Below are 24,378 nucleotides of genomic sequence, written 5' to 3'. Positions count from 1 at the left end.
GCACGCGTCATGCAAGCAAAGCACGGCCATGCCGTCACCTGCCGGTCGAACTCACGCTTCGTCTGCCCGCGTCTCATCCTCGATGCTCAATTCATCCAGGACGGCGGTGAAATCCTTGGCCTCGCTGAAATTGCGATAGACGGAGGCAAAACGCACATAGGCAACGTCGTCGAGGGCCTTGAGCCCCTTCATCACGATGCGGCCGATCTGTTCGGATGTGATCTCGCTCTCGCCGAGACTCTCGATCTGGCGCACCAGGCCATTGACCAGCCGTTCGACGCGTTCTTCGTCAACAGGCCGCTTGCGCAAGGCCGTGCTGATCGAGCGCGAAAGCTTGTCGCGGTCGAAGGTGACCTTGCGGCCCGAACGCTTCACCACCGTCAGTTCACGCAGTTGCACACGTTCGAAGGTGGTAAACCGCCCGCCGCAATCGGAACAGACGCGGCGGCGGCGGATCGAGGTTCCGTCATCGGTGGGGCGACTGTCCTTCACCTGCGTGTCGGGCGCGCCGCAATAAGGGCATTTCATGAATTATTCCCGGGAGCGCGGACATCTCGACGACATGCTCGCATGTCGCGATGTCCGCACTTCCTATACCGCACACGATATGTTTCCAGGAAGCGGACAGGCTGTCCGCGCTCCCGGCAGCGATCAGTAGATCGGGAAACGGCCCGTCAGCTTGTTGACCTTAGTGCGCACAGCTTCTTCCACCGCGCCATTGTTGTCGGCTCCGTTCTTGGCCAGGCCTTCCAGCGCCTCGGTGATGAGATCACCGACTTCCTGGAATTCCTTGACGCCAAAGCCGCGCGAGGTAGCTGCGGGGGTGCCCAGGCGGATGCCCGAGGTCACCATCGGCTTCTGCGGGTCATAGGGGATGCCGTTCTTGTTGCAGGTGATGTGGGCCCGCTCCATCGCCTTCTCGGCAAAATTGCCGGTCAGGTTCTTGGGCCTGAGGTCGACCAGCATCAGATGGTTGTCGGTGCCGCCCGAGACGATGTCGAAGCCGTTGCCCTTGAGATTGGCGGCCAACGCAGCGGCATTCTCCACTACCTGTTTTGCATAAGCCTTGAACTCGGGGCGCAGCGCCTCGCCGAAGGCGACGGCCTTGGCAGCGATGACATGCATCAGCGGCCCGCCCTGCAGGCCGGGGAACACCGCCGAGTTTACCTTCTTGGCGATCTCCTCGTCATTGGTGAGGATGATGCCGCCACGCGGCCCGCGCAGGGTCTTGTGGGTGGTCGAGGTCGCCACATGCGCGTGCGGGAATGGGGAAGGATGCGCATCGCCGGCAACCAGGCCGGCGAAATGGGCCATGTCCACGAAGAAATAAGCGCCCACCGCATCGGCGATCTGACGGAAGCGGGCGAAGTCCCAATGGCGGGCATAGCCCGAACCGCCGGCGATGATCAGTTTGGGCTTGTGCTCATGGGCGAGGCGCTCGACCTCGTCCATATCGACGCGCTGGTCCTCGGGACGCACATTGTAGGGCACCACATTGAACCAGCGGCCGGACATATTGACGGCCGAGCCATGGGTGAGATGGCCGCCGGCATTGAGGTTCAGGCCCATGAAGGTGTCGCCCGGCTTCATCAGCGCCAGGAACACGCCCTGATTGGCCTGGCTGCCGGAATTGGGCTGGACGTTGGCATAGGCGCAGCCGAACAGTTTCTTGACGCGCTCGATCGCCAGATTCTCGGCCATGTCGACGAATTCGCAACCGCCATAATAGCGGCGGCCTGGATAACCCTCCGCATATTTGTTGGTCATGATCGAGCCCTGGGCTTCCAGGACCGCCTTCGAGACGATGTTCTCGGAGGCGATCAGCTCGATATGGTCGCGCAGGCGGCCCAATTCGAGATCGATGGTCCGCGCCAGCTCCGGATCGGCAGACTTGAGATCGGCGGCGAAGAAGCTGTTCGACAGAGAAGCGGAGCGGGCGTCATTCATCGTTGGCGGGCCTCGTTGGAGAAGAGGCAGACGACATAACGGACTTACGTCGCAAAGTCATGTCTGCAAGCGACCAAAGTTGCGTCAGAGCTGGAGAGGTGGGCCTGAAACGCAACAACGCCGCAGACAGGCTGCGGCGTTGCAAATCTCAAGAGGTTGAAAGTGCGTTCCCCGATCAGCCCTGCTCTTCCTTGGTGACCACGGAAAGCGAGGCGAAGCCGTCCTTGTTGTAGATGTCATCGCGGAACTCGACCAAGCCTTCCGGCGTCGCCCAAGCGGTAATGTAGGCCCAGAAAACCGGCACCTTGGCGGTCGGGTTCACGGTCGTCTGCGCGCCCGAACGGATCACCTCGTCGATGCGGTCGCGGGTATATTCCGTGCCCGACAAGATCCAGGCCACCAGTTCGCGGACGTCCTGCACGCGAGCACAGCCCGAAGAATCGAAGCGGTAATCGGAACCGAACACCGACTTGTAGGGCGTGTCGTGCATGTAGACGCCATACTGGTTGGCAATATTGATGCGCACCTGGCCGAGCGAATTGCCGAAGCCCGGATCCTGCCTGAAGCGCATGCGCGTGGCTTCGTCCGTGTTCCAGTTGATCTGCTCGGGCGTGATCTCCTGGCCCTGCGGCGTAAAGATGCGGATGTGGTGATCAGCCAGATAGCTCGGCTCCTTCTGCATCAGAGGGATCAGGTCCTTCTTGATGATGGAGAGCGGCACCGTCCAATACGGGTTGAAATTGATGTTCTGCACCACGGTCGACAAGATCGGTGAAGGCCGATCGGGCTTGCCGATCACCGTGGAGTGACGCTGCTCGACCGCGCCATTGTTGACCGCTTCCAGCTCGGTCGCCGGAATATTCATCATGATGTAGCGGTTGCCCAGATTGCCCATCGAGCGCAGGCGCACGATGTTCATCTGAAGCTGCTTGATGCGCACATCGATCGGAATGGCGAGAGCGGCGCGCGAGGTGTCGCCGATGACGCCGCTGGACAGGATGCCGTGGCGCGATTGGAAGCGCTTCGCCGCGCCGTCGAGATAGGAATCGAAGACGGGCGAGCCACCGAGGGAGGGCGCCAGATCGCCCGAGGCGATCAGGCGCTGGCGCAGCGAGACGACGTCGGGGCTGCGCGAGCCGAGCTGGAGGCGGCCCTTGCCGGTCACTTGCGGCCAACCGCCCTGGGCAGCGATCTCGCTATATTTCTGCAGGGCGTTCTGCGTGGCCTGCAAGGTATAGGCCGAGAAGGTGGGCGAGGAACTGCTGGCCTGCCCGATGGGGCTGGCCACTGAATCGTAGCGTTCCTTCATCTCCATCTGGCCCAGGCCGTAGTCTTGCGCGGCAGCCGGACGCGCCAATGCGGTCGCAGCGGCGCCCAAGGCCAGAGTGGAGAGAAAACCACGACGAGAATAGTCAGACATCTTGTTCCAATCCTGCAGCAAAGCCCGCTTGCATCACACACCTACCGTACCGGTAATTTCCTGCGGCCATGAATTAACGAAGCTCTTTACACGGGAGAGGTAAACGAACCGAGACCAAAATCAGGCCTCGACATCCCCCATTCACAATCCCGATATAGGAAACTCGCGAGAAGCCCTACCGCCAGAAAGCGGCAAAACCGGGACAAATGTGGCAAGCCCTGTCACGATCACCGCCATGTGAGCGCGAATTAAGCCCGCGTGACATAGTTGCAACAGCCTGCTCATCGCCACTCACGGATGGCGCCGCTCGCGCGAGGCGAGAAAGGCAAGACCGATATAGAGCACGATCAAGACGCCGATCGTCGTCATCATCGCATATTGCCGTCCGAAAATTTCGGGCCGGAACAACGAGATGATGAAATAGCTGCCGGAAGCGATCAACCAGATGACCCCGCCCCAGGTCGCAGCCATCCACAGGCCGACCGCCGCGACCAGGTCGAACACGGCAAACACGATCACGGCGCTCTGGGTGAGAACAGGCATGCCGAGGAAACGATCCGGATCGGCCTGGCCGATCCCGAGGATCAGGCACCAATGGATGATACCCTTGGCCATCCACAGCACGGCGACGGCGCGCATGAACCACAACAGATAGGCGCCATAGGGCGGGCCGTCGCGGTCAAACTCGATATCGCTCATGTCCTTGGATCACTCTTGTCTTGGGCGCGTCGTCATTGCTGGAGGCCGTTCTAACGGCGTGCGCCGCCGAGGGCAAATCGGCTGCAAGCCAATAGCGTCCTTCCCGCGGGCTGGAGCAGCAATCCTGACCTGTGCGTTCCGAGCTGCGGGGGTGTGACATGAGGACATGCCTGCGCCTGCCTGGATGTGATAAAACCCGTGCAAAGTTCAATTCGAAGAGACTGCGATGCCCTCCTCCGTCACCCCGCTCATATCAGCCCTCGCCTCCGCCTCGGACCGTCTCGACCTGGTCGAACGCCCGCGCCGCAACCGCAAGAGCGAATGGGCCCGCCGGCTGGTGAAGGAGAATGTGCTCACCACCAATGATCTGATCTGGCCGATCTTCGTGCAGGAAGGCGAGAATCTCAGGACTCCTGTGGCAGCGATGCCGGGTGTCGACCGGGTCAGCATCGACATTGCCGTCGAGGAGGCCCAGCGGGCCGCCGCCCTCGACATTCCCGTGGTGGCGATCTTCCCCTACACCGATCCCTCCCTGCGCGATCCCACCGGGAGCGAGGCGCTGAACGCGCAGAATCTGACCTGCCGGGCCTGCCGCGCCATCAAGGCCAAGGTACCGGGAATCGGCTTGCTGACCGACGTCGCACTCGATCCCTACACCTCGCACGGCCATGACGGGCTGCTGGAAGCCGGACGCATCCTCAATGACGAGACCGTCGCTTTGCTGGTGCGCCAGGCCCTGGTCCAGGCCGAATCCGGTTCCGACATCATCGCGCCGTCCGACATGATGGACGGCCGCGTCGGCGCCATCCGTGCTGCGCTCGATGCCGCCGGTTTCCTCGACGTGCAGATCATGGCCTATTCGGCCAAATATGCGTCGGCTTTCTACGGCCCCTTCCGCGAGGCGGTGGGCTCATCCGGTGCGCTCAAGGGCGACAAGCGCACCTATCAGATGGACTACGCCAATACCGACGAAGCCCTGCGCGAGGCCGAACTCGACATCGCAGAAGGCGCCGACATGATCATGGTCAAGCCGGGCCTGCCCTATCTCGACATCGTCGCCCGCCTCAAGCAGAGCTTCGGCCGTCCGACCTTCGCCTATCAGGTCTCGGGCGAATATGCGATGATCATGGCGGCCGCCCAGAACGGCTGGATCGACGGCGAAAAGGCGATGATCGAGAGCCTCACCGCCTTCAAGCGCGCCGGCGCCGACGGCATCCTCACCTATTTCGCACCGCGCGCCGCCGAATATCTGCGCGGCAAATAGCAGGCCGCGCTTGCGGCCCTACCGGTCGATATGGCCGAGGTCGCGGTCGGGATCGAGCCGGTCGCGCACCAGCTGCTTGAGCGCCTTCACATCGGGAAAGCCGCCATCGCGCTTGCGTTCCCAGATCTCCTGGCCGTCATACTCGATGCGAAAGGCGCCGCCGGTGGCCGGTACCAGCGTGACCTCGCCCAGATCCTCGGAAAAGGTCGAGAGCAGTTCCTGGGCCATCCATGCCGCCCTGAGCAGCCATTGGCATTGCCGACAATAAACGATGGTCACACTGGGCTTGCCGTCACGCATCACGAGTCTCGAACCAAGAACGGGAGTTGTACGATATCCCCGTAGCCGCGCCAGGAAAAGCTCGCGGTTAAGTGACCTGCTATCCGGAGCGGCGAGGCTTGCTGTCCGAATCGCGGCGAGTCTGTAATCTCGCCGATAGACAGCGCCGATATCAAAACTCGGGTCAACCGATCTGGCGCGAAGATTCAGGCGGCACCATTGATCCATCGTGTCATCGCCCTGGTTCTCGTCACTTTATGCCTGGCTTCCTGCCGTGACAGCCTCGACCCGCAGGAAGTTCGCATCTGCCGGCAGACATTGCCTGCCGTGACGATCGAGCCCGATGAGCTCACGGTCACTGCCATCGCCCCGGCTTCCGCACCGTTCAAGATGCGCATCGACTATCGGGCTTTGCAGGACGGGCGCGCCACCGATCATACCGTGCTTTGCGCCTTCGGGTTGAGCTCGCAGGATAATCGGTTCATCGAGCTGAGTGCCCTGGCTGCGGATGGCAGGTCCTTTCCTCCCTGGAAGCTCCACCTCCTCAAACGCTATTGGCTCGAGCGGCCCGAGGCTGTCCTCGCCGATCCCGGCGCCGGCGAAACCATAGCCGACGTCCCCGAGGTTCCCCGCAGTGTCGCCTTTCTGGTGCAGAGTCTTGGCAATGGCGTGCCGACCACGGCGATGACCATGCTGATCGCCGTCGCCTATGCCCTCGTGTTCGGCCTGGTCCAGCGCATCAACCTGGCCTTCGGCGATTTTGCCACGCTCGGCGGCGTGATGAGCGTCTCGATCATGCTGATCATGCTGGCGCTGGGCTCCCGCTCGCCGGCCTTGGACCTCATCATCGTGTTCGCAGCCGCCGTCGGGCTGGTGGTTCTGGCCGGCCACATGGTCGAGAAACTCGTCTTCGCTCCCCTCGCCTTCCGGCGCGGCCAGACCATCCTGATCGCCACGGTGGCGGTGGCCTCGGTGATGCGCGAGGCGATGCGTGTCGCCCAGGGGCCCAACGATCGCTGGGCGCCGCCGATCACCAGCCCCTATCTGCCCGTGGTGCGGTCGGGCAATTTCGTCGCCCACATCACGGTTATGCAGATGTCGATCGGCGCGGCGGCCGCCATCGTCGCCATCGCCGTCGTCATGCTGATGCGCCGCAGCGAACTCGGCCGGCGCTGGCGGGCCATATCGGACGATGCGCTCATGGCCAACCTCGTCGGGATTTCGAGCCGAGGCATGCTGGCACTGACCTTCGGCCTCGCTTCGGCGCTGGCCGGCTTCGCCGGTTTCATCATGACCGTCTATTATGGCGGGGCCGACGCTTATGGCGGGGCCATGATCGGCCTGAAAGGCCTGGTCGCAGCCGTCATCGGGGGTATCGGCTCCATCGAAGGAGCCTTGCTCGGTGGCCTCGTGCTCGGCCTGTTCGAGGTCATCTGGCAGGCCTATTTTCCGATTGAGCACCGCGACGTGGCCGTGATGATCTTTCTCGTTCTCATGCTGATCTTCCGCCCGGGCGGGCTGTTCGGCTTTGCTGACACCACGCCCCGGCAGGTATGAGAGGCGGCGGCTTCAAAAACGGCCTTCAGCGCGATAATTTGATGTCGCCAGGCAGGGGGACTCTGGCGAGACGCAGCGCCCGGTGGTAACTTTCGCCTTCATGCATGGAGAATGGCGTTGAGCATTGAAATACGCGACTCACCGCAATTCTATCTGACCGCACCATCGCCCTGCCCCTATCTGAGGGGCAAACAGGAGCGCAAAGTGTTCACCCACTTGATCGGTGAACGGGCCGCGCGCCTCAATGACGTGCTCAGCCATGGCGGTTTCCGCCGTTCGCAAACCATCGCCTATCGGCCGGCCTGCGAGAATTGCAAGGCTTGTGTTTCGGTGCGCGTACCGGTTGCCGATTTCGTCAGGACGAAATCTTTCCGCCGCGTGCAGGCCGACAATCGCGACGTCACCTCGCACATGCGCAGCGCCACGCCGACATCGGAACAATATTCCACCTTCAGGGCCTATCTCGACCAGCGTCACGCCGATGGCGGCATGGCTGACATGACGGTGCTCGACTATGCCATGATGGTCGAGGATACCCATGTGAACACCCAATTGGTGGAGTACCGACTGTCCGGCGCCGGCCTGCCGTTGAACCGTCAGGGCGAGGGTCCGTTGATCGGGGTTTCCCTCACCGATGTGCTCGCCGACGGCCTGTCCATGGTCTACTCGTTCTACGAACCCGCCATGGCGGGGCGCAGCGTCGGCACTTTCATGATACTGGACCATATCGCCCGCACACAGGCGATGGGACTGCCCTATCTCTATCTGGGCTATTGGGTCGAGGGATCACGCAAGATGGCCTATAAGGGCCGCTTCCTGCCCCAGGAGCGGCTCGGTCCCAATGGTTGGGATCGCGTCGAGAAATAGGCGTCGGATCGGCCGGGCACGGCCCGTCATCCCGCCATCATGTTTCTGAACGCCAGATGACCAGGGCGTTCGCGCCGCGTTCAGGGAGGAAATGGCATCGTGTCCTCATTGCTCCTCGAGTTCCCAAGAACTCGGGATCCCTCAATGAGGTAACCGATGAATCTTCTCGGCAAGACCATGATTGCGGCCTCCTTCGCGCTGACGGGCCTGATGGCCAGTGTCGGCTCGTCCTCCGCCATGAACGTTGCTCCCACGACGCCGGGCGCCTCGCCGCTGGTCCAGGATGTCCGCTGGGGCTGTGGCCCTGGCTGGCAGCCCAATCGCTGGGGCCGCTGCGTCCCGGTTCGCCGCCCCTATTACGGCTATGGCGGGGGCTATGGCTACGGCGGTGGCTATGGCTGGGGTCACGGCCCCCGCAGAGGGTGGGGTGACGACTGGGGTCGCGGCCGCCGTGGCGGCTGGGAACGCCCCTATTATGGCCGCGGTCAGTGGCGCGACTACTGATCCGACAAAGCAAGCCATGAGGCGGGCGGCTGGATCGAACCCGCCCTCCTCATCCGGTTGAGCCACCGGTGTCCTGCGTAACTGGCTCACGCGTAAAAACGGTGCCCCAGGCAAGCGCTCGCCTTGCGAAAGCGAGACACATGCAGGCGCCTGACGGCACCGTTTTGCATTTCAATCGTTGCCGCGTCACATGCAAAACTGCGTCGCGCCGGAGAGTACGATGATAGGCTTTTTGGCAGGTGCGCCGCGCCTCAGGAGACGCGAAGCGGGTCCAGCCGGGCCGCCGCTTCCTCGACGGCTCGCCTTTCGGGCATGCCGTCCCAGCCATTGCCGAGTTCGCATTTGAGGCTCGCGGCAGCGCTGGCAAAGCGGGCGGCGTCGATCACCGACCGCCCTTCCGCCAGCCCGGCCGCCAGGGCGCCGTGAAACACGTCTCCCGCACCGGTAGTATCCAGCACACTCACCGGCAAGGCGGGCACGAGGGTCAAAGCGCCATCGACCCACCACAGTGAGCCTCGTGCACCCAATGTAAGGCCGAACATGCCGCCGAGGCGCCGCGACAGCGCTTCACAGCCATCCGTATCCGGCTGCGCTCCGGCGCTGGCAAGCGCAAATCCATCCTCGGAGAACACCGGGAGGCTTGCCCGTCGCGCCAGTTCGAACAGCACCGCCGGATCGGTGACCTCCGCGTCGAGCACCGACGGGACTTCGGCCGCAGCGGCCGCATTCAGCACGGCAAGAGAGGCTTCGTGCCAATTGATGTCGGCCAGCACTGCGCCGGCCTTGGCGATCTCCTGCAACGGCAGATGGGCCGGCGAGGCCGGCAGATCGGTATGATCATGCCCAACGATGAAACGTTCGCCCTGGCGATCGACGATCACTACGGCAGTGATCGTATCCATCTCCCCACTGCATTTCACGCCATCGATCCCAACACCGTGATGGCGCAGGCGCTCGCACAGGAAGGACGCCTCGGCATCGCTGCCCAGGCGGCTCCACAATTCAACCGGCTGCAGGAGACGGGCACAAGCCACAGCCGCCGTCGCTGCCGGCCCACCGCCCCGCTTGAAATGGTGCCGGGCCGTGACCTTGATCGCCTGCCGTGGCATTTCGTCGATCTCCAGCACCTGATCCACCGTTGTGGTGCCGACACAGATGACAGGGCCCCTCGTTCTCATCGGCTCTTGCATGATAGCCTTGTCTTCGCCGCCCGGGGCGTTCCGCCCGCGGGTCCTTTCAGGATGTTTCCTCGCGGTGATATAAGGCCAGTTTGTCAGACAAAACAATATGGTGATCGGCTCTCCCGAAGGGCCTTGCGGGCAGCGCAAACCATGACCGGATCGGGTTGGCAAGCCTTACCAAACGTCAGTTTCCCTACCGATATAACACTCGCGTCACGCTCGTGCTGGTGTTGTCAGACCAACGTTCGGGGATCGGGGAAGAGCGCATGTTGCAGCTATGGACAAAAGCGCTCGCCTCGCAATGCTGTAATAAATTACCGGCGGACTTGGTCGCTTGCGCTCCCCAAGAGGCAATGAAAAGCCCGGTCCATGCAAACGCTGTCGGGCGGTCGGATGGCTCGAATAGGGCATTCAATCGCCGAGTAAGATCAACCGCGACCGGCCAGATCCGCAATGTCGCTGCGACTGAAACCGATTTCGGCAAGATCCTTTCGGGTCCGCATCCGACAGGCCTCCAGGCGCTTTTGATAGGCCCGGTACGCCTGACAGCGGATGCGCAGATCGGCAAGGACGCTGGCAGCAATCATCGTCATTTTCTCGAATTCACCGTTTGTTGCGGTGCAACATAACATGCGCCAGACCGGCCCTATAGCGATGCGAGCGCATGGCTATCATGTGGGCCTTTTCGCAACAGCCCAAACCCAGGAGCTAGGACTATCGCCTACCTGACTAACCAACCGCCCTCCGAATTGTCGAAGGGAACCAACACGCATTTTGCACCTATCAATACGACCGATCGCACGGATGAGATCGAGGAAAGTTCACCTATGCCCCTTCTGTCGGCGTTCACCGTCGCTCCCACCATCGAAACGTCGCGCCTGATTCTTCGGGCGCACCGACCCGGCGATCTGGAGAGCGTCACGGCTATGTGGGCAGAGCCCGCGGTGCTTCGCTATGTGCGTAAGTCCCCCTATCCGCGCGAGGAAGTCTGGACTCGGATGCTGCGCTATGCCGGCCATTGGCTCTGGATGGGGTTCGGCTTCTGGATCGTGACCGATAAGGCCGACGGCCGTTTCCTCGGCGAAGTCGGCATTCATAATTTCGAACGTGACATCGAACCGGAATTTTCAGGTACGCCGGAACTCGGCTACTCCCTGATTGGAGCAGCCCATGGCAAGGGCTATGCCACCGAGGCGGCCAAGGCCGTGCTGAACTGGTTCGACGGTCATATCGACCTGCCGCATACCAATTGCATGACGAGCCCCGACAATATCCACTCCCAGCGGGTCGCCCTCAAATGCGGCTATGATTATCTGCGCCAGTCCATTCATCTGGGTTCTCCGGTCGCGATCTTTCGCCGGCGTAGAGTCATCGCTCCCTCGCCATGAAGCAATGTGGAACCATGGCTTGATCGGCTCGATGACGTTAGGGACAGCAAGGCCTTGACTGAGATTCGATCAGGAAAGCTTGCGGCCGCAGAGCGTCGGCAAGCTTTCGCCGAGGTGGAAACTGATCCGAGCTGATGAAGGTTCCGCTTTTTTCTTTGGCAGACTCGGTCTATCACCAGGGTGTGCCGTACCTTCGCCGCATTCCTGATCACAAAAATAGGCATTCCGGCTGAGGCTTATCCAGAGTCGGCGGCGGGCAATATCCGCCGAAAATGAGGGAGTTAGAATGATGCTTCGTTCCGCCATCATTGGTACCGGACTACTGATCGCTAGCGCGGTCGCTCTTGCTGCGCCGGCTCAGGCGCTCACCATGAAGGAGTGCAGCGACAAATATCAGGCCGCCAAAACTGGCAACACGCTCAATGGCGCGAGCTGGAACGATTTCCGCAAGGCACAATGCGGTACGGAAGCGACGCCGGCTGCCACGGCGCCGGCAGCACCTGCGGCCCCGGCCACGACAACGGCTGCCAAACCGGCTCCCGCCGCCAAGCCGGCTCCGACCGCCGCAGCATCGGGCAACGCGGTGTTTCCGTCGGCTATCGATCCGAAATATGCCAAGGAATCTGCCGGCAAGCAGCGCATGCACACTTGCCTCGACCAGTACAACGCCAACAAGACCAGCAATGGCAATGGCGGCTTGAAATGGATTCAGAAGGGCGGTGGCTATTACAGCGAATGCAACAAGAAGCTGAAGGGCTGATCTCCTTCCTTTTTCATGCGGCCGCGGATACCCTCCGCGGCCGTTTTATTTTGCGATAAGGGCAAAACAATCAACCTCCGACCTTGACCCAGCTTCCCTTTGTAAAGCTCTCCGCGATGGCATGGACAGTGCGTTCAATGGCAAGGCCATCATCGAAATCGAAAACTGACGCCTCCTTGCCCTGGATGCGGGCAATCAGTTCACGGCACTCGATCACTTTCAGATCATTGAAGCCGAGCCCATGGCCTGGCGCCGGAATGAAGCGATCATAGGGTCTGTGCACGGGCGCACTGAGGATGGTCCGGAACCCTTGGGTTTCCTCGGCCCCCTCACGGCGAAAGAGTTGCACCTCGTTAAAACGCTCCTGATCGAACACGACGGCCCCGGCATCACCGAAGACCTGCAGCTGGATCCGCCCCTTGCGCCCCCAGGCCGCGCGGTTGACGGTGAGCACACCCGAGGCGCCACTCTCGAGACGCAGCAGGGCCGTGGCGATATCATAATTCTCGATGGCCCGCCTGCCACCGTCTGGATGCGGGCGGTCCGCATAGGGCCTGGCCATCTCCCCGAACACTTCGGCGACCCCGCCAAGGACGAAACGCAGCAGGCTGAGGGGATGCACGGCAAAGTCGTCGAGAGCCCCGTACCCGGCGCTGGCCTCGTTGCGGGTCGCGAAGGGGGTTTGCCGGTCGGCCATGAAATCCTCGTCCATCTCCAGGCGGACGTGGTTGACGACGCCGATCGCGCCCTCGCCGATCAGCTTGCGGATCAGCCGCATGGCGGGGTTCTGTATATAATTATAGCCCAGCACCGCGACCTTGCCGCTGCGGCGCCAGGCGGCGTGCATCGCCTGCGCGTCGGCAAAAGCGGTCGCCATCGGCTTTTCGCACCAGACATGCTTGCCCGCCTCCAGCGCAGCGATTGCCATCTCGGCATGGAAGCGGTTCGGCGTGGTTATGGAGATCACGTCGATCTGCGGGTCGGCCAGGAGTTCACGCCAATCGCCTGTCGAGGCCGCAAAGCCGAGTTCCTCCGCCTTGGCGTGGGCGAGATCGGCCGAAGCCTCGGCAAGCGCGAGCAAGCGGGGCCGGGCGAGATCGCCGAAGGTCGAAGCCACCGCATTCCAGGCCAGGGCGTGACATTTGCCCATATAACCCGTGCCGATCAGGCCGATTCCAAGCCCCCTGCCGTCCGATTTGGCCAACGCGTCCATCACCTGCCTCCATTCGCGTTCATCTGCCATACCGCCATGGTATGGCCGTCATTCCATTTCATTGTGCATCGCAGCACAGATCTGCTGTATGTTGCAGTGCATCAAAATCGGCATAGATCGATTCGACTCACCGGGAGCGCTCCTGCGGCCTCTCGGAGGAAGAAAGGATATCCATACTGGCTCGCGCCGTTCGCCGTCGCAGCCAAGGGGACAACTGCCATGCTGTTTACTGGCATCATCGCGGCCTTGATTGCCCGCTTCACCGACGACCCGGCCCGGCATCTGCCGCCGCCCTCCTCCGATGCACCACGCGACCGGGATGAGGAAAAACCGACAACCGACAGTGTCGATCCGCTCACGCGCCGACACTGAGCTGATCCACACCCCCGATTGCGAAACGGGTTTCGCAGCCTTTCCAGTTGCACTAACCTTCCCTGGGGCGCGCTTTTGCGGCACGATCCGGCATCGCAGTCGCGTGGCATCACTGCCAGCGGCGTCAATGATAGGGAGGGCAGCGAGAACACTGCCCCGCTTCTGGAACGGGATAGGACCATGGCTGAGGACGAGACGCGCGACTTTGCCGACTTTTCCGCGCGCCTCGCCGACCGGATCGACCAATTGCCCAAACGCCTGAGGCAAGTGGCTCATTTTGCCAACGACCATCCCGACGAGATTGCGCTCGGCACGGCCGCCGCGATCGCCGAAAATGCCGGCGTGCAGGCTTCCACCCTGGTTCGCTTTGCCAAGACGCTGGGCTATTCCGGTTTTTCCGACCTGCAGCAGGTCTTTCTCACCCGCCTGAAGCAGCGTTTTCCCGATTATCGACAGAGAGTGGCCTTGCTGCGGGCCGAGCCGAACGAAGGCTCGCTTTCGGCACCGCTGCTCAACGGCTTTGCCGATGCCGCCACGCTTTCGATCGAACGCCTGCGTGCGTCCGCCGATCCCGAAAAGATCGACGCAGCCATCGAATTGCTTGCCGGTGCCGACATCATCCATCTGGTCGCGGCCCGCCGGCTTTTCTCGGTCGCCGCCTATCTCGCCTATGCCTTTGGCAATCTCGGCCAGCGTTGTGCGCTGGTCGACCATGTCGGCCAGCTCGGCAAGGAACAGATTTCGCTGGCCGGCCCCAGGGACGTGGTGCTGGCGATTTCCTACAACCCCTACTCGCCCGATACCATCGAACTGGCCGGCATCGCGCATCAGCGCGGCAATGCCATCCTGGCCATTACCGACAGCCCGGCGAGCCCTCTCGCACGCCTCGCGCGCATTCGCCTGGATGTGGAAGAGGCCGATCATGGTGCCTTCCGTTCGCTGGCGGCGACATTCGCCCTGGCCATGACGCTTGCCGTCGGCACGGCCGAACACAAGGGACGCGACTGAGGGGGCAAACTGCGAGCGCGGCCGAGGCCAGCACTTGGAGTGTCGATCCCGCTCCATCTTTCGATGGAACCGAGGGGATCGACACGCCGTATCTCCCGCGCCTGCCCTAGAGCTTTACCGCATTGCCCGTCTGGGCGGCCTGCGTGGCGGCATCCGCCAGGATCTGGGCCTTCAGCCCGTCCTCGCCCGAGGGGTTGGGAACCTTGCCCGCCAGGATGGCATCGACGAAGGCCGTCATCTCCAGGCGGTAGGCCTCGGCATAGCGTTCCAGGAAGAAGTCCTGCACGGGATCGGCGAGGAAGCCGGCTCCCGTCGCCACTTCCACGGTGGTCTTCGGCACGTTGTGGGCACGAATCAACCCCTTGGAACCGTGCACCTCGATGCGTTGGTCATAACCATAGGTCGCGCGTCGCGAATTCGAGATCTGGGCGATCTTGCCCGAAGCCGTCTTCAGCAGCACGGCGGCAGTGTCGACGTCACCCGCCCTCCCGATCGCCGGATCGACGAGCGCGGAGGCGACCGCATGCACCTCGACCGGCTCCTCGGCCAGCAGGAAGCGGGCCAAATCGAGGTCATGGATCATCATGTCGCGGAAGAGACCGCCCGAGCTCTCGATATAAGAGACAGGCGGCGGCGCCGGGTCGCGCGAGATGATGGTGACCAGTTCCACCTCCCCGACCGATCCGTCGACGAGACGCTGCTTGAGCGTTGCGAAATTGGGGTCGAATCGGCGGTTGAAGCCGATCATCAGCGGCTTGCCGGCCCTGCCGACCTCGGCGAGGCAGCGGCGGATCCTGTCGGAAGACAGATCGACCGGCTTCTCGCAGAACACCGCCTTGCCCGCCTGCACGGCTCGTTCGATCAAATCGGCATGCGTACTGGTCGGCGTGCAGATCAGCACCGCGTCGACGTCGTCGGCCGCGATAGCCTCGTCGATCGTGCTGACACGTGCGCCGGTCTCGGCTGCAAGCGCCTCGGCGGAGGGTTGATGCGGATCGGAAACCGAAATCAGCCTGGCCTGCGGGTGCAACGCCGCGTTGCGGCCATGGATCTTGCCGATGCGGCCGGCGCCGAGAACTGCGAGACGAACCATTTCTCTCCCCAATCTGTCGATTTGACCCGAGGACCGGGCCTCTTTGCTGTACGATAATCACACGCAGATTCCTGAGGAATCTGCAGAATTCCAAACGCTTGCGGAATTTCCCGATATTGCTCATTCATGGGCAGTGCCGTGAAATTCTGCTGGGGCAATGGCGCCACGCCCTCGAATCGCAATCTTTCATGCGGAGGCGGTGGCAACGCCTGCTTCGTTCCAAAATATGGCATTTTTATTCTATATTGACAACACAATAGAATATATGTTTCATTTTTGAAGCGCCGACCGAAGGGCGCGGCAATCGCCGCAACGCCCACCGAGCGCGGCGACAAAAACAAGGCGGCGGCTCGCCATGGCGTCGCCAAGAGGAAGCGTTATGCGCCGGCCGTTCCTGCCCGACGCGGTTGCAACTTTGCAGCCGGGACCGAGGGATCAGGTGGCCTGCCTGTCTGGAGGTCAAGGATGAGCACGCCCGCACTCGATGTCATCACGATCGGCCGCGCTTCGGTGGATCTTTATGGCCAGCAGGTCGGCGGCAGGCTGGAGGACATGTCCTCCTTTACTAAGGCTGTTGGGGGCTGCCCCGCCAATATCGCCATCGGCACCGCCCGCCTGGGCCTGAAATCCGGCCTGATCACCCGGGTCGGTGACGAAGCCATGGGCCGCTTCATCCGCGAGCAAATGCAGCGCGAGGGTGTTGCCATCGAAGGGATCCATACCGATCCCGCCCGCCTCACCGCCCTGGTGATTCTCGGCGTGCGCGACGAGAAGCAATTTCCCCTCATCTTCTATCGGGACAACTGCGCCGACATGGCGCTCGACGAAAGCGACATCGACGAGACGCTGATCGCCTCGGCTGCGGCCATCGTCGTCACCGGCACGCATTTTTCCAAGCCCAACACCGACGCCGCCCAGCGCAAGGCCATACGCCTTGCCAAGAAGCATGGCCGCAAGGTGGTGTTCGATGTCGACTATCGGCCCAACCTCTGGGGCCTCGCCGGCCACGGCGCCGGCGAGGAGCGCTACATCAAAGCCGATCACGTCACCGCGCATCTGCAGACCATCCTGCCCGACTGCGACCTGATCGTCGGCACGGAAGAGGAACTCGCCATTGCCGGCGGTTCGGAGGACACGCTCGAAACGTTGCGGCGCATCCGGGCCATCTCCGCCGGCACCATCGTCTGCAAGCGCGGGCCGATGGGCTGCGTCGTCTTTCCAGGCGCCATCCCGGCAAGTCTCGACGACGGTATCCGTGGACCGGGCTTTCCGGTCGAGGTCTATAATGTCCTAGGCGCGGGTGATGCCTTCCTCTCGGGTTTCCTGCGCGGGTGGTTGCGCGGCGAGCCGCTCGAAACCGCCTGCGCCTATGCCAATGCCAGCGGTGCCTTCGCGGTTTCCCGTCTGCTTTGCTCGCCGGAAATTCCGACTTTCACCGAGCTGAGCTATTTCCTCGACCATGGCAGTAAGGAGCGCGCCCTGCGCAAGGATGCTGCCATCAACCACATTCATTGGGCCACCACCCGCCGCCCGGCCCCCGAAGGGCTGATGGCGCTCGCCGTCGACCACCGCGCCCAGATGGAGGCGATGGCGGACGAAATCGGCGTATCGCGGGAGCGCATCTCCGTCTTCAAGGCCCTGGCGGTCAAGGCCGCCGCCAGGATCGCAGCCGGGCGACCTGGTTACGGCATGCTGATCGACGGCATCTATGGCCGCGAAGCCTTGTTCCGTGCCGCTGACCATCCCTTCTGGATCGGTCGGCCGGTTGAACTTCCAGGCTCCCGGCCGCTGGAGTTCGAAGGCGGCCCAGACGTCGGCACCAGCCTGATCGAATGGCCGGTCGGACACACGATCAAATGCCTTTGCTTCTATCATCCGAGCGACCCCGCTGCCCTCAGGGAGCAGCAGGAACGCCAATTGCTGCGCCTTCACGCGGCGGCGCGCACGGTGGGACGCGAATTGCTGATCGAGATCATCGCCGGCAAGCATGGTCCGCTCGAGGACGACACCGTGTCGAGCGTGGTGCAACGCCTCTATGATCTCGGCATCAAGCCGGACTGGTGGAAGCTGGAGCCACTGAAGACCGCCGCGGCCTGGCGTGCCGTCGCTGAGGTGATCGAACGCAACGATCCGCTTTGCCGCGGCATCGTGCTGCTCGGCCTGGAAGCGCCTGAGGAGGATCTCGAAGCCGCCTTCGCGGTGGCGGCGAGCCAGCCCATGGTCAAGGGTTTTGCCGTCGGACGCACCATCTTCAACGAACCGGCCAGGGCCTGGCTGCGCGGCGCCCTCAGCGATGAAGACGCCGTCGATGCCATGGCATCGCGCTTCGCCCGGCTGGTTCAGGCCTGGCAGAGCGCCTCCGGGCAGGCGGCGGCTGCCCAATAGCCCTCGCGAAGCGGGTTCGTGCGCGCTATGGTCCGGCATCCCAGGCAGGGGCGGCGCAGGGCCTCCACTTTTCGATAAATGGCATTCGGAGCAGGCCACTCAACCATTTTGATAGTTGAGTCCAATACGCTCAGGGAGAGATTTCGTGGCTACCATCCGTCTTACAATGGCCCAGGCCCTGGTCCGCTTTCTCACCGCCCAAAAGACGGTCCTCGATGGCGAGACGGTGCGGATTTTCGCCGGCGTCTTCGCTATTTTCGGGCATGGCAACGTCGCCGGCATCGGCGAGGCTCTCTACCAGGCCCGCGAGACCCTGCCGACCTATCGTGCCCATAACGAACAATCGATGGCACATGCCGCCACCGCCTATGCCAAGGCGATGCGCCGCCGCCGCATGATGGCCTGCACCACATCCATTGGACCGGGCGCGACCAATCTGGTCACGGCCGCGGCTGTCGCCCATGTCAACCGCTTGCCGCTCCTGCTGCTGCCCGGGGACGTCTTCGCCAATCGCCGGCCCGATCCGGTGCTGCAGCAACTCGAGGATTTCGGCGACGGCACCCTGACCCCGAACGACGCCTTCCGACCCGTCTCGCGCTATTTCGACCGCATCACCCGGCCCGAACAGATCATCCCGGCCCTGGCTCGAGCCATGACCGTGCTGACCGATCCGGCCGATTGCGGTCCGGTCACTCTGGCACTGTGCCAGGACGTGCAGGCCGAGGCCTATGACTACCCCGCCTCCTTCTTCGAGGAGCGCATCTGGACCAGTCGGCGTACACGTCCCGACGAGGACGAATTGGCGGCTGCCGTTGCGGCCTTGAAGGCTGCCCGCAAGCCCGTGATCGTCACCGGCGGCGGCACGCTCTATTCGCAGGCCGAAGCCACCCTCGCCGCCTTTGCCGAAAAGCACGGCATTCCGGTCGGCGAAACCCAGGCCGGCAAGAGCGCCATCGCGCAGGACAATCCTCTCGGCATGGGAGCCATCGGCGTGACCGGCACCGGCGCTGCTAATACGGTGGCCGAGGAAGCCGATCTGGTTCTGGCCGTGGGAACCCGCCTGCAGGACTTCACCACCGGCTCCTGGTCTCTGTTCAAGGCCGACACGCATCGCATCGTTGGCCTCAACACCCAGCCTTTCGATGCCGCCAAGCACCGGGCTTTGCCGCTGGTCTGCGATGCCAGGGTGGGTCTCGAATTGCTGTCGAGCGCGCTCGGCAACTGGAAGGCGCCGGAGGACTGGACAGGCAAGGCGGTGTCCGGCCGCGAAGAATGGCTGAAGACATCAGCCCGCTACACCGACGCCAGCAACGCCGAACTGCCGTCCGACGCCCAGGTGATCGGCGCCGTGCAACGGGTCGGCAAGCCCAGCGACGTCGTGGTCTGCGCCGCTGGTGGCCTGCCGGGCGAACTCCACAAGCTCTGGCAGGCCGGTGCTCCCGGTGGCTATCACATGGAATATGGCTATTCCTGCATGGGCTACGAGATCGCCGGCGGGCTGGGCGTGAAGATGGCCGAGCCCGACCGCGAGGTCATCGTCATGGTCGGTGACGGCTCCTATCTGATGGCCAATTCGGAGATCGCCACCTCGATCATGGCCGGTGCCAAGCTGACCATCGTCGTGCTCGACAACAGGGGCTATGGCTGCATCAACCGCCTGCAGCGGGCGACGGGCGGCGAAAGCTTCAACAACCTCCTGCGCGACACCCGCCACGACGTGCTGCCGGACATCGATTTTGCCGCGCATGCCGCCAGCCTTGGTGCCCATGCCATCAAGGTCAAGAGCCTGGCCGAGTTGGAGGCCGCCGTCACCGCCGCGCGCGGCCATGTCAGAACCTCCGTCGTAGTAATCGATACCGATCCTCTCGAATCGACCGATGCGGGCGGAACCTGGTGGGATGTCGCCGTGCCCGAGGTTTCCCAGCGTCGTGAGGTCGAGGCCGCCCATGCCGCCTATGTGACCCAAAAGGCGCTGCAGCGCGTGGGCGACTGAGCCTGAGTTGGGGGCGGGTCTTCAGGCCCGCCTTCGTCAAATCATACCAAGTCGCAGAAAGATCGACCCATGGTCTGCGATGACGGTAATTGGTGTGCCGGTCTTCTCAGCTCCATCGAGAGATGGAGCTGAGAAGACCGGCACACCAATCCCGCTAGATGCGTCAAGAGTCAGCATTAATGCGACTTGGTATCACTTCACCTACTCTTGCAGATAAGCGGGTCTGAAGAAGACCCGCCCCCCGAAACAGCACATACCGGAGCCTATCTATGCCTATCCGTATTGGCGCCAACCCCATCGGCTGGTCGAATGACGACATGCCTGAGATCGGTGGCGACACACCGCTGGAAACCTGCCTGGCCGAGGCCAGGGAAGTCGGCTTCGAGGGCATGGAACTCGGCAACAAGTTCCCGCGCGAGGCGAATGCGCTCAAGGCCGCACTCGCGCCCTTCGGCCTCGCCTGCGTCGGTGGCTGGCACTCGATCGAATTGCTGACCCGGGACGAGCACGCCGAGTTCACGGCGGCGCGGGCCCACATCGACCTGCTCAAGGCTGCGGGTACCAGCGTCTTCATCGTTGCCGAAACTTCCAACGCCATCCATGGCGACAAGGCCAGGCCGCTGTCGCAGCGTCCGGTGATGGCGTCTGCCGATTGGGCCGAATATGGCCGTCGCATCACCGCCTATGCCGAGATGCTCAAGGCCGAGGGGCTGCAGCTCGACTATCACCATCACATGGGCACCATCGTGCAGTCGCAGGCCGACATCGATGCCTTCATGGCAGCGACCGGCCCGGCCGCGCACCTCCTGCTCGATACCGGCCACGCCACCTGGGGCGGCTCCGATCCGGCGGATCTCGCCCGCCGCTATCGCAACCGCATCAGCCATGTCCACACCAAGGATGTGCGCGCCGAGGTCAGGGCCCACTCCGATGCCGAGGATTGGAGTTTCCTCGATAGCGTGCTCGCCGGGGTCTATACGGTTCCCGGTGACGGCATGATCGATTTCGCGAGCGTGTTCCGCGAACTCCAGGGCTATTCCGGTTGGGTCATCGTCGAGGCCGAGCAGGACCCCAAGAAGGCCAATCCGCTGGCCTACGCCAAGGCCGGCTACGCCCATCTGCGGAAGGTGCTCGGCGAGACGGGATTGAAAGCGGCCTGACGGCCACTTCGATACACCAGCAGCAATGAGCCCTAAGGCATTTTGCGATTTCACTGGGTCACTTCAAATAGCAAAGATGCGTCGAAACAAAGAGTCAGAGCAAAGTGCGGTTCGCAGGAATCGCACTTTGCGCCAGGAGGCCATGATGTCGAAACTTCTCCTCAAGCCCGGCCGGTCCGGCTCCCGTATCCACCGGGTCACGCCGCAATCGGCCGGCTGGACCTATGTCGGCTTCGAAGTCCACGATCTCGCGGCGGGCGAAAGCCTGAGCGCCGAGACCGGCGCCACCGAAATCTGCCTCGTGCTGGTGGCCGGCAAGGCTTCGATCAAGGCCGGCCGCCAGGATTTCGGCGTGCTGGGCGAACGCGCCAATCCCTTCGAGGGCGCGCCCTGGTCGGTCTACGTCCCCGCCGGCTCGTCCTATGAGGTCAAGGCTGAAACGCCGGTCGAACTCGCGATATGTGCGGCACCGGGCACCGGCGCCCTGCCTGCCCGCGTGATCGGCCCCGATCAAGTCGGCCAGGAAACACGCGGCAAGGGCTCGAACACACGCCATGTCCGCAACATCCTGCCGGAATGGGAACCGGCCGAGAGCCTGCTGGTGGTGGAGGTGATCACCCCGTCCGGCAATTGGTCTAGCTATCCGCCTCACAAGCACGACCAGGACAACTTGCCTGCCGAAAGCCTGTTGGAAGAAACCTATTACCACCGCTTCAACCCTGCCCAGGGCTTTGGCGTCCAGCGCGTTTACACGGATGATCGTTCGCTCGACGAGGTGATCGCCTTTTCCGATCGTGATGTCGTACTCGTGCCCAAGGGATATCACCCTGTCGGCGCGGCCCACGGCTACGACCTCTATTATCTCAACGTCATGGCAGGTCCCAAACGCGTGTGGAAGTTCCACAACGATCCTGATCACGCCTGGCTCGTCCAGGTCTGAGGTTCAGTCTACCGATACTTCCCCGTCGACTATCCGTTCTTCTAAGGCCCGCAAGCGCCCGGCTTGCGGGCCTTTCGTCATTTCACGATGACGATACGTTCAAGCGCCCACCGACAAAAGATACTGACATAATACCTTGGAGGTAGCGTCTCTGTCCGCTTGGTCTCAAAACCCATCCCCCATTGATAACAAGGCCTACATCTCCGTAGGTCATTTGGAACCGATTGAAGGTTAATATTTCTAAATAATGAGCTTTATTTAACCTAAAGCTAGGAGATACTCCCCGAATTTTTAATTGCAACCACCATTGAATGGCAATTATATACCGCCATCTCCACGGTATCTATAAAAATCAACCGGGTGTGTCTTTCTTGTTACAGACTCAACGTCCGAGAAACGTCATTATTCGGAAAATGTTGTTAGGACATGTAGCCATGAAAATTTCTGCCGCAGCTCTGGCAATCCTGCTTTCCTCAACGGCCGTCTACGCCGCTGATCTCGCTCCGCAGCCTGTCGAACCGATCGCTCCGGTCGCAGCCCCCTATTCCTGGACCGGCTTCTACGGCGGTGTTCAGGCAGGCTATACCTGGGGCAAGTCCGACTATTCGGACTATTGGATCGCCAGCGGCGAGTGGGACTACAAGGGCAAGTTGACTGCCAACGGTTTCACGGCCGGCGTCTATACTGGTTACAATTACCAGTTCCAGAACAATCTGGTGGTCGGTGTCGAAGGCGACATCAATTATGACTCCCTGAAGGGAAGCGCGAGGGCTCGAGGCAACCTCAACTTCTCGCATGGAGCCCCAGATCCGATCACGACCTATAAGCAGCGAGCAGAGCTGAAATGGGATGGTTCGGTTCGTCTGCGGGTCGGCTATGCCATCGATCGCTTCCTGCCCTACATCACTGGCGGCGTCGCATTCGGGAAATATGACTTCGCGCCCATCTGGAATGTCGACGGCCCGCTGCGTTATTCCAGCACCCGCGTGGGCTGGACCGTGGGTGCTGGCCTGGAATATGCCGTCACCGATAATCTGATCGCTCGCGTCGAGTATCGTTATGCCGATTACGGCAAAAAGGATTATTTCAACTACTCAACAACGGCAGCCGGAAATTACAATGATCGGATCAATCTGAAAACCCATACGATCCGCGCGGGTATTTCCTACAAGTTCTGATCGACCTCTACCCCACTCGCTATCTAGCGATAGCGAGGACCAGGAAGAATTGATACGCGCCGGTCACGCCGGCGCGTTTCTCTTTGCGCTCTGACGGTCTGTTTATGCCGCCTGTCCCTCGTCTCGATCGGCCTTCGCATTATTCAGCGCAGGCATGCTGATCGACCGCAATCCACTTTCATTGCACGCAATTAATCTTCATATCCCAATCGGAATGAAGCAAATCGGGCGCGACCACAGTATGAAGGCACGTTCGGGGTGCCGTCGGAACTCGACACCCAGCTTCGCCAGCATGCCGCCCCCTCACCGCCGGGACTTCCATGAAACAGCTCTTCAAAGCCCTCATGATGCACAGCGCCATTGGCGCCTGGCTGGGGAAACTTCCCTTCGTGAAAGGACTTTACATCAGGCATGTCTGGGCGGGACGGATGGATCTGTTCTACGGCGTCTTCGGCAGCTACGCCGAAGCCGAGCGATTTTCCGCAAATATCGGCAAGGTCGGCTGGCATGACGACGCTCTCGCCGAATTGCTGGTTCGCGACGCCGAGGTCGAAGCACCCACCGTGTTCCAGACCTCGCAATTTGCCGTCATGCTGTGGCTGTCGAAACTGCTCCAGCCGGGCAGCAACGTGCTCGATTTCGGTGGCGCGGGCGGCATCTTCTATGAACTGTGCGAGCGCTACGGCCTTCTGAAGCCGCCTCTGAACTGGCATGTCGTCGACATGCCCGACATGGTCGAGCGTGGGCGGCAGCGGCATGCAAGGCTGGAGTCCACCATGATCAGCTTCGGCTCGGAGCTGGCAGAGGCACCAGCCCCTGACATCATGCTCATGCTGGGCATGATCCAATATCTGCCGGACCCCTTCGGCGAACATGGCCCCGGCATTCTCGACACGGTCCCGGCCTTGCCCGAGCATATTCTGATCAACAAGATTCCGATCTCAGATGCGCCCGACGCATGGACGGCTCAGAACCACGTATCCTCCGTCATCCCGTGCCGGTTGTTCAATCGCGCCAAGTTCCTGGCCTATTTCGAGGCACGCGGCTATCGCCTGCAGGATCGCTGGCTGGTACCCGAGCTCCAGGCCGAAATCCCGTTCCATCCCGAACGCACACTGACCTATTTCGAAGGCTTTTATTTGCGGCGGCAGGGCTGAACTTCTCGCAATT

General features: G+C 62.1%; 23 protein-coding genes. 15 read left to right on the top strand and 8 right to left on the bottom strand.

Annotation, left to right across the window (positions count from 1 at the left end):
- Positions 1-51 precede the first annotated feature (51 nt).
- The 4 genes from nrdR to AB4037_RS28920 form a co-directional block, all read right to left on the bottom strand.
- Entirely contained in the window at positions 52-528 is a 477-nt protein-coding gene (nrdR, locus tag AB4037_RS28935; RefSeq protein ID WP_434955830.1) for a transcriptional regulator NrdR, read from the bottom strand.
- Between the two features lie 123 nt (positions 529-651).
- The gene (gene glyA, locus AB4037_RS28930) at positions 652-1,947 is read right to left on the bottom strand and encodes a serine hydroxymethyltransferase (RefSeq protein WP_434955829.1); all 1,296 of its coding nucleotides are present in this window, start codon (positions 1,945-1,947) and stop codon (positions 652-654) included.
- Between the two features lie 175 nt (positions 1,948-2,122).
- Positions 2,123-3,367: a L,D-transpeptidase family protein gene (locus tag AB4037_RS28925; protein WP_434955828.1), complete on the bottom strand. Its 1,245-nt coding sequence runs from the start codon at positions 3,365-3,367 to the stop codon at positions 2,123-2,125.
- Positions 3,368-3,658: 291 nt separating this feature from the next.
- A complete protein-coding gene (locus AB4037_RS28920; protein ID WP_434955827.1) occupies positions 3,659-4,066 on the bottom strand; it encodes a DUF6163 family protein in 408 nt (135 codons plus the stop codon).
- Between the two features lie 226 nt (positions 4,067-4,292).
- On the opposite strand from AB4037_RS28920, the gene hemB reads away from it, so the two are divergent.
- The gene (gene hemB / locus AB4037_RS28915) at positions 4,293-5,330 is read left to right on the top strand and encodes a porphobilinogen synthase (protein ID WP_434955826.1); all 1,038 of its coding nucleotides are present in this window, start codon (positions 4,293-4,295) and stop codon (positions 5,328-5,330) included.
- Between the two features lie 18 nt (positions 5,331-5,348).
- Here hemB and AB4037_RS28910 read toward each other — a convergent pair whose 3' ends face one another.
- Complete coding sequence (locus tag AB4037_RS28910; protein ID WP_434955825.1) at positions 5,349-5,630, bottom strand: SelT/SelW/SelH family protein; 282 nt, start codon at positions 5,628-5,630, stop codon at positions 5,349-5,351.
- Between the two features lie 198 nt (positions 5,631-5,828).
- Between AB4037_RS28910 and AB4037_RS28905 the strand changes: the two genes are divergently transcribed.
- The 3 genes from AB4037_RS28905 (at position 5,829) to AB4037_RS28895 (ending at position 8,537) form a co-directional block, all read left to right on the top strand.
- Positions 5,829-7,166 carry a branched-chain amino acid ABC transporter permease gene (locus tag AB4037_RS28905; protein WP_441773834.1) on the top strand — a complete coding sequence of 446 codons (1,338 nt, stop codon included), beginning with the start codon at positions 5,829-5,831 and terminating at the stop codon, positions 7,164-7,166.
- A gap of 117 nt (positions 7,167-7,283) precedes the next feature.
- The gene (locus AB4037_RS28900) at positions 7,284-8,033 is read left to right on the top strand and encodes an arginyltransferase (RefSeq protein WP_441773833.1); all 750 of its coding nucleotides are present in this window, start codon (positions 7,284-7,286) and stop codon (positions 8,031-8,033) included.
- 156 nt (positions 8,034-8,189) lie between these two features.
- The gene (locus AB4037_RS28895) at positions 8,190-8,537 is read left to right on the top strand and encodes a GCG_CRPN prefix-to-repeats domain-containing protein (RefSeq protein WP_434955822.1); all 348 of its coding nucleotides are present in this window, start codon (positions 8,190-8,192) and stop codon (positions 8,535-8,537) included.
- A 251-nt stretch (positions 8,538-8,788) separates the two neighbouring features.
- Here AB4037_RS28895 and AB4037_RS28890 read toward each other — a convergent pair whose 3' ends face one another.
- Positions 8,789-9,715 carry a PfkB family carbohydrate kinase gene (locus tag AB4037_RS28890; RefSeq protein WP_441773832.1) on the bottom strand — a complete coding sequence of 309 codons (927 nt, stop codon included), beginning with the start codon at positions 9,713-9,715 and terminating at the stop codon, positions 8,789-8,791.
- A 269-nt stretch (positions 9,716-9,984) separates the two neighbouring features.
- Between AB4037_RS28890 and AB4037_RS28885 the strand changes: the two genes are divergently transcribed.
- From AB4037_RS28885 to AB4037_RS28875, 3 genes are all read left to right on the top strand, one after another.
- Positions 9,985-10,347: a hypothetical protein gene (locus tag AB4037_RS28885; protein ID WP_441773831.1), complete on the top strand. Its 363-nt coding sequence runs from the start codon at positions 9,985-9,987 to the stop codon at positions 10,345-10,347.
- Between the two features lie 198 nt (positions 10,348-10,545).
- On the top strand, positions 10,546-11,106 hold the full coding sequence (locus AB4037_RS28880) for a GNAT family N-acetyltransferase (protein WP_434955819.1): 561 nt from the start codon (positions 10,546-10,548) through the stop codon (positions 11,104-11,106).
- 286 nt (positions 11,107-11,392) lie between these two features.
- A complete protein-coding gene (locus tag AB4037_RS28875) occupies positions 11,393-11,866 on the top strand; it encodes a hypothetical protein (protein ID WP_441773830.1) in 474 nt (157 codons plus the stop codon).
- Positions 11,867-11,936: 70 nt separating this feature from the next.
- On the opposite strand, the gene AB4037_RS28870 is transcribed toward AB4037_RS28875, so the two are convergent.
- A complete protein-coding gene (locus AB4037_RS28870; RefSeq protein ID WP_441773829.1) occupies positions 11,937-13,079 on the bottom strand; it encodes a Gfo/Idh/MocA family protein in 1,143 nt (380 codons plus the stop codon).
- Positions 13,080-13,298: 219 nt separating this feature from the next.
- On the opposite strand from AB4037_RS28870, the gene AB4037_RS28865 reads away from it, so the two are divergent.
- Together AB4037_RS28865 and AB4037_RS28860 are read left to right on the top strand one after the other, a co-directional pair.
- On the top strand, positions 13,299-13,451 hold the full coding sequence (locus AB4037_RS28865) for a hypothetical protein (protein WP_434955816.1): 153 nt from the start codon (positions 13,299-13,301) through the stop codon (positions 13,449-13,451).
- A gap of 180 nt (positions 13,452-13,631) precedes the next feature.
- Positions 13,632-14,459 (top strand): MurR/RpiR family transcriptional regulator, encoded by an 828-nt coding sequence (locus AB4037_RS28860; protein ID WP_441773828.1) that lies wholly within the window; start codon positions 13,632-13,634, stop codon positions 14,457-14,459.
- Positions 14,460-14,565: 106 nt separating this feature from the next.
- On the opposite strand, the gene iolG is transcribed toward AB4037_RS28860, so the two are convergent.
- The gene (gene iolG / locus AB4037_RS28855) at positions 14,566-15,552 is read right to left on the bottom strand and encodes an inositol 2-dehydrogenase (protein ID WP_441773827.1); all 987 of its coding nucleotides are present in this window, start codon (positions 15,550-15,552) and stop codon (positions 14,566-14,568) included.
- Between the two features lie 465 nt (positions 15,553-16,017).
- On the opposite strand from iolG, the gene AB4037_RS28850 reads away from it, so the two are divergent.
- From AB4037_RS28850 to AB4037_RS28825, 6 genes are all read left to right on the top strand, one after another.
- Positions 16,018-17,937 carry a bifunctional 5-dehydro-2-deoxygluconokinase/5-dehydro-2-deoxyphosphogluconate aldolase gene (locus AB4037_RS28850; protein ID WP_434955813.1) on the top strand — a complete coding sequence of 640 codons (1,920 nt, stop codon included), beginning with the start codon at positions 16,018-16,020 and terminating at the stop codon, positions 17,935-17,937.
- Between the two features lie 166 nt (positions 17,938-18,103).
- The gene (gene iolD / locus AB4037_RS28845; protein ID WP_441773906.1) at positions 18,104-19,930 is read left to right on the top strand and encodes a 3D-(3,5/4)-trihydroxycyclohexane-1,2-dione acylhydrolase (decyclizing); all 1,827 of its coding nucleotides are present in this window, start codon (positions 18,104-18,106) and stop codon (positions 19,928-19,930) included.
- A 269-nt stretch (positions 19,931-20,199) separates the two neighbouring features.
- Positions 20,200-21,090 carry a myo-inosose-2 dehydratase gene (iolE, locus tag AB4037_RS28840; RefSeq protein ID WP_441773826.1) on the top strand — a complete coding sequence of 297 codons (891 nt, stop codon included), beginning with the start codon at positions 20,200-20,202 and terminating at the stop codon, positions 21,088-21,090.
- A gap of 145 nt (positions 21,091-21,235) precedes the next feature.
- Positions 21,236-22,030: a 5-deoxy-glucuronate isomerase gene (iolB, locus tag AB4037_RS28835; protein WP_441773825.1), complete on the top strand. Its 795-nt coding sequence runs from the start codon at positions 21,236-21,238 to the stop codon at positions 22,028-22,030.
- A 434-nt stretch (positions 22,031-22,464) separates the two neighbouring features.
- Positions 22,465-23,208 carry an outer membrane protein gene (locus AB4037_RS28830; protein WP_434955810.1) on the top strand — a complete coding sequence of 248 codons (744 nt, stop codon included), beginning with the start codon at positions 22,465-22,467 and terminating at the stop codon, positions 23,206-23,208.
- Positions 23,209-23,528: 320 nt separating this feature from the next.
- Positions 23,529-24,365, top strand: a complete 837-nt coding sequence (locus AB4037_RS28825; protein WP_441773824.1) for a methyltransferase, TIGR04325 family — start codon at positions 23,529-23,531, stop codon at positions 24,363-24,365.
- The last annotated feature ends 13 nt before the right edge of the window (positions 24,366-24,378 follow it).

Origin of the sequence: Labrys sp. KB_33_2 (genome assembly GCF_052114505.1) — a bacterium.
Classification (GTDB): domain Bacteria; phylum Pseudomonadota; class Alphaproteobacteria; order Rhizobiales; family Labraceae; genus Labrys.
The sequence above is the reverse complement of the archived record's forward strand: the minus strand, read 5'-3'. Positions and strand labels throughout refer to the sequence as shown.

Coding starts and splice junctions, on each gene's coding strand:
- nrdR (WP_434955830.1), bottom strand. CDS start 528: ATGAAATGCCCTTATTGCGGCGCGCCCGACACGCAGGTGAAGGACAGT.
- glyA (WP_434955829.1), bottom strand. CDS start 1,947: ATGAATGACGCCCGCTCCGCTTCTCTGTCGAACAGCTTCTTCGCCGCC.
- AB4037_RS28925 (WP_434955828.1), bottom strand. CDS start 3,367: ATGTCTGACTATTCTCGTCGTGGTTTTCTCTCCACTCTGGCCTTGGGC.
- AB4037_RS28920 (WP_434955827.1), bottom strand. CDS start 4,066: ATGAGCGATATCGAGTTTGACCGCGACGGCCCGCCCTATGGCGCCTAT.
- hemB (WP_434955826.1), top strand. CDS start 4,293: ATGCCCTCCTCCGTCACCCCGCTCATATCAGCCCTCGCCTCCGCCTCG.
- AB4037_RS28910 (WP_434955825.1), bottom strand. CDS start 5,630: ATGCGTGACGGCAAGCCCAGTGTGACCATCGTTTATTGTCGGCAATGC.
- AB4037_RS28895 (WP_434955822.1), top strand. CDS start 8,190: ATGAATCTTCTCGGCAAGACCATGATTGCGGCCTCCTTCGCGCTGACG.
- AB4037_RS28890 (WP_441773832.1), bottom strand. CDS start 9,715: ATGAGAACGAGGGGCCCTGTCATCTGTGTCGGCACCACAACGGTGGAT.
- AB4037_RS28885 (WP_441773831.1), top strand. CDS start 9,985: ATGTTGCAGCTATGGACAAAAGCGCTCGCCTCGCAATGCTGTAATAAA.
- AB4037_RS28880 (WP_434955819.1), top strand. CDS start 10,546: ATGCCCCTTCTGTCGGCGTTCACCGTCGCTCCCACCATCGAAACGTCG.
- AB4037_RS28875 (WP_441773830.1), top strand. CDS start 11,393: ATGATGCTTCGTTCCGCCATCATTGGTACCGGACTACTGATCGCTAGC.
- AB4037_RS28870 (WP_441773829.1), bottom strand. CDS start 13,079: ATGGACGCGTTGGCCAAATCGGACGGCAGGGGGCTTGGAATCGGCCTG.
- AB4037_RS28865 (WP_434955816.1), top strand. CDS start 13,299: ATGCTGTTTACTGGCATCATCGCGGCCTTGATTGCCCGCTTCACCGAC.
- AB4037_RS28860 (WP_441773828.1), top strand. CDS start 13,632: ATGGCTGAGGACGAGACGCGCGACTTTGCCGACTTTTCCGCGCGCCTC.
- iolG (WP_441773827.1), bottom strand. CDS start 15,552: ATGGTTCGTCTCGCAGTTCTCGGCGCCGGCCGCATCGGCAAGATCCAT.
- AB4037_RS28850 (WP_434955813.1), top strand. CDS start 16,018: ATGAGCACGCCCGCACTCGATGTCATCACGATCGGCCGCGCTTCGGTG.
- iolD (WP_441773906.1), top strand. CDS start 18,104: ATGGCCCAGGCCCTGGTCCGCTTTCTCACCGCCCAAAAGACGGTCCTC.
- iolE (WP_441773826.1), top strand. CDS start 20,200: ATGCCTATCCGTATTGGCGCCAACCCCATCGGCTGGTCGAATGACGAC.
- iolB (WP_441773825.1), top strand. CDS start 21,236: ATGTCGAAACTTCTCCTCAAGCCCGGCCGGTCCGGCTCCCGTATCCAC.
- AB4037_RS28830 (WP_434955810.1), top strand. CDS start 22,465: ATGAAAATTTCTGCCGCAGCTCTGGCAATCCTGCTTTCCTCAACGGCC.
- AB4037_RS28825 (WP_441773824.1), top strand. CDS start 23,529: ATGAAACAGCTCTTCAAAGCCCTCATGATGCACAGCGCCATTGGCGCC.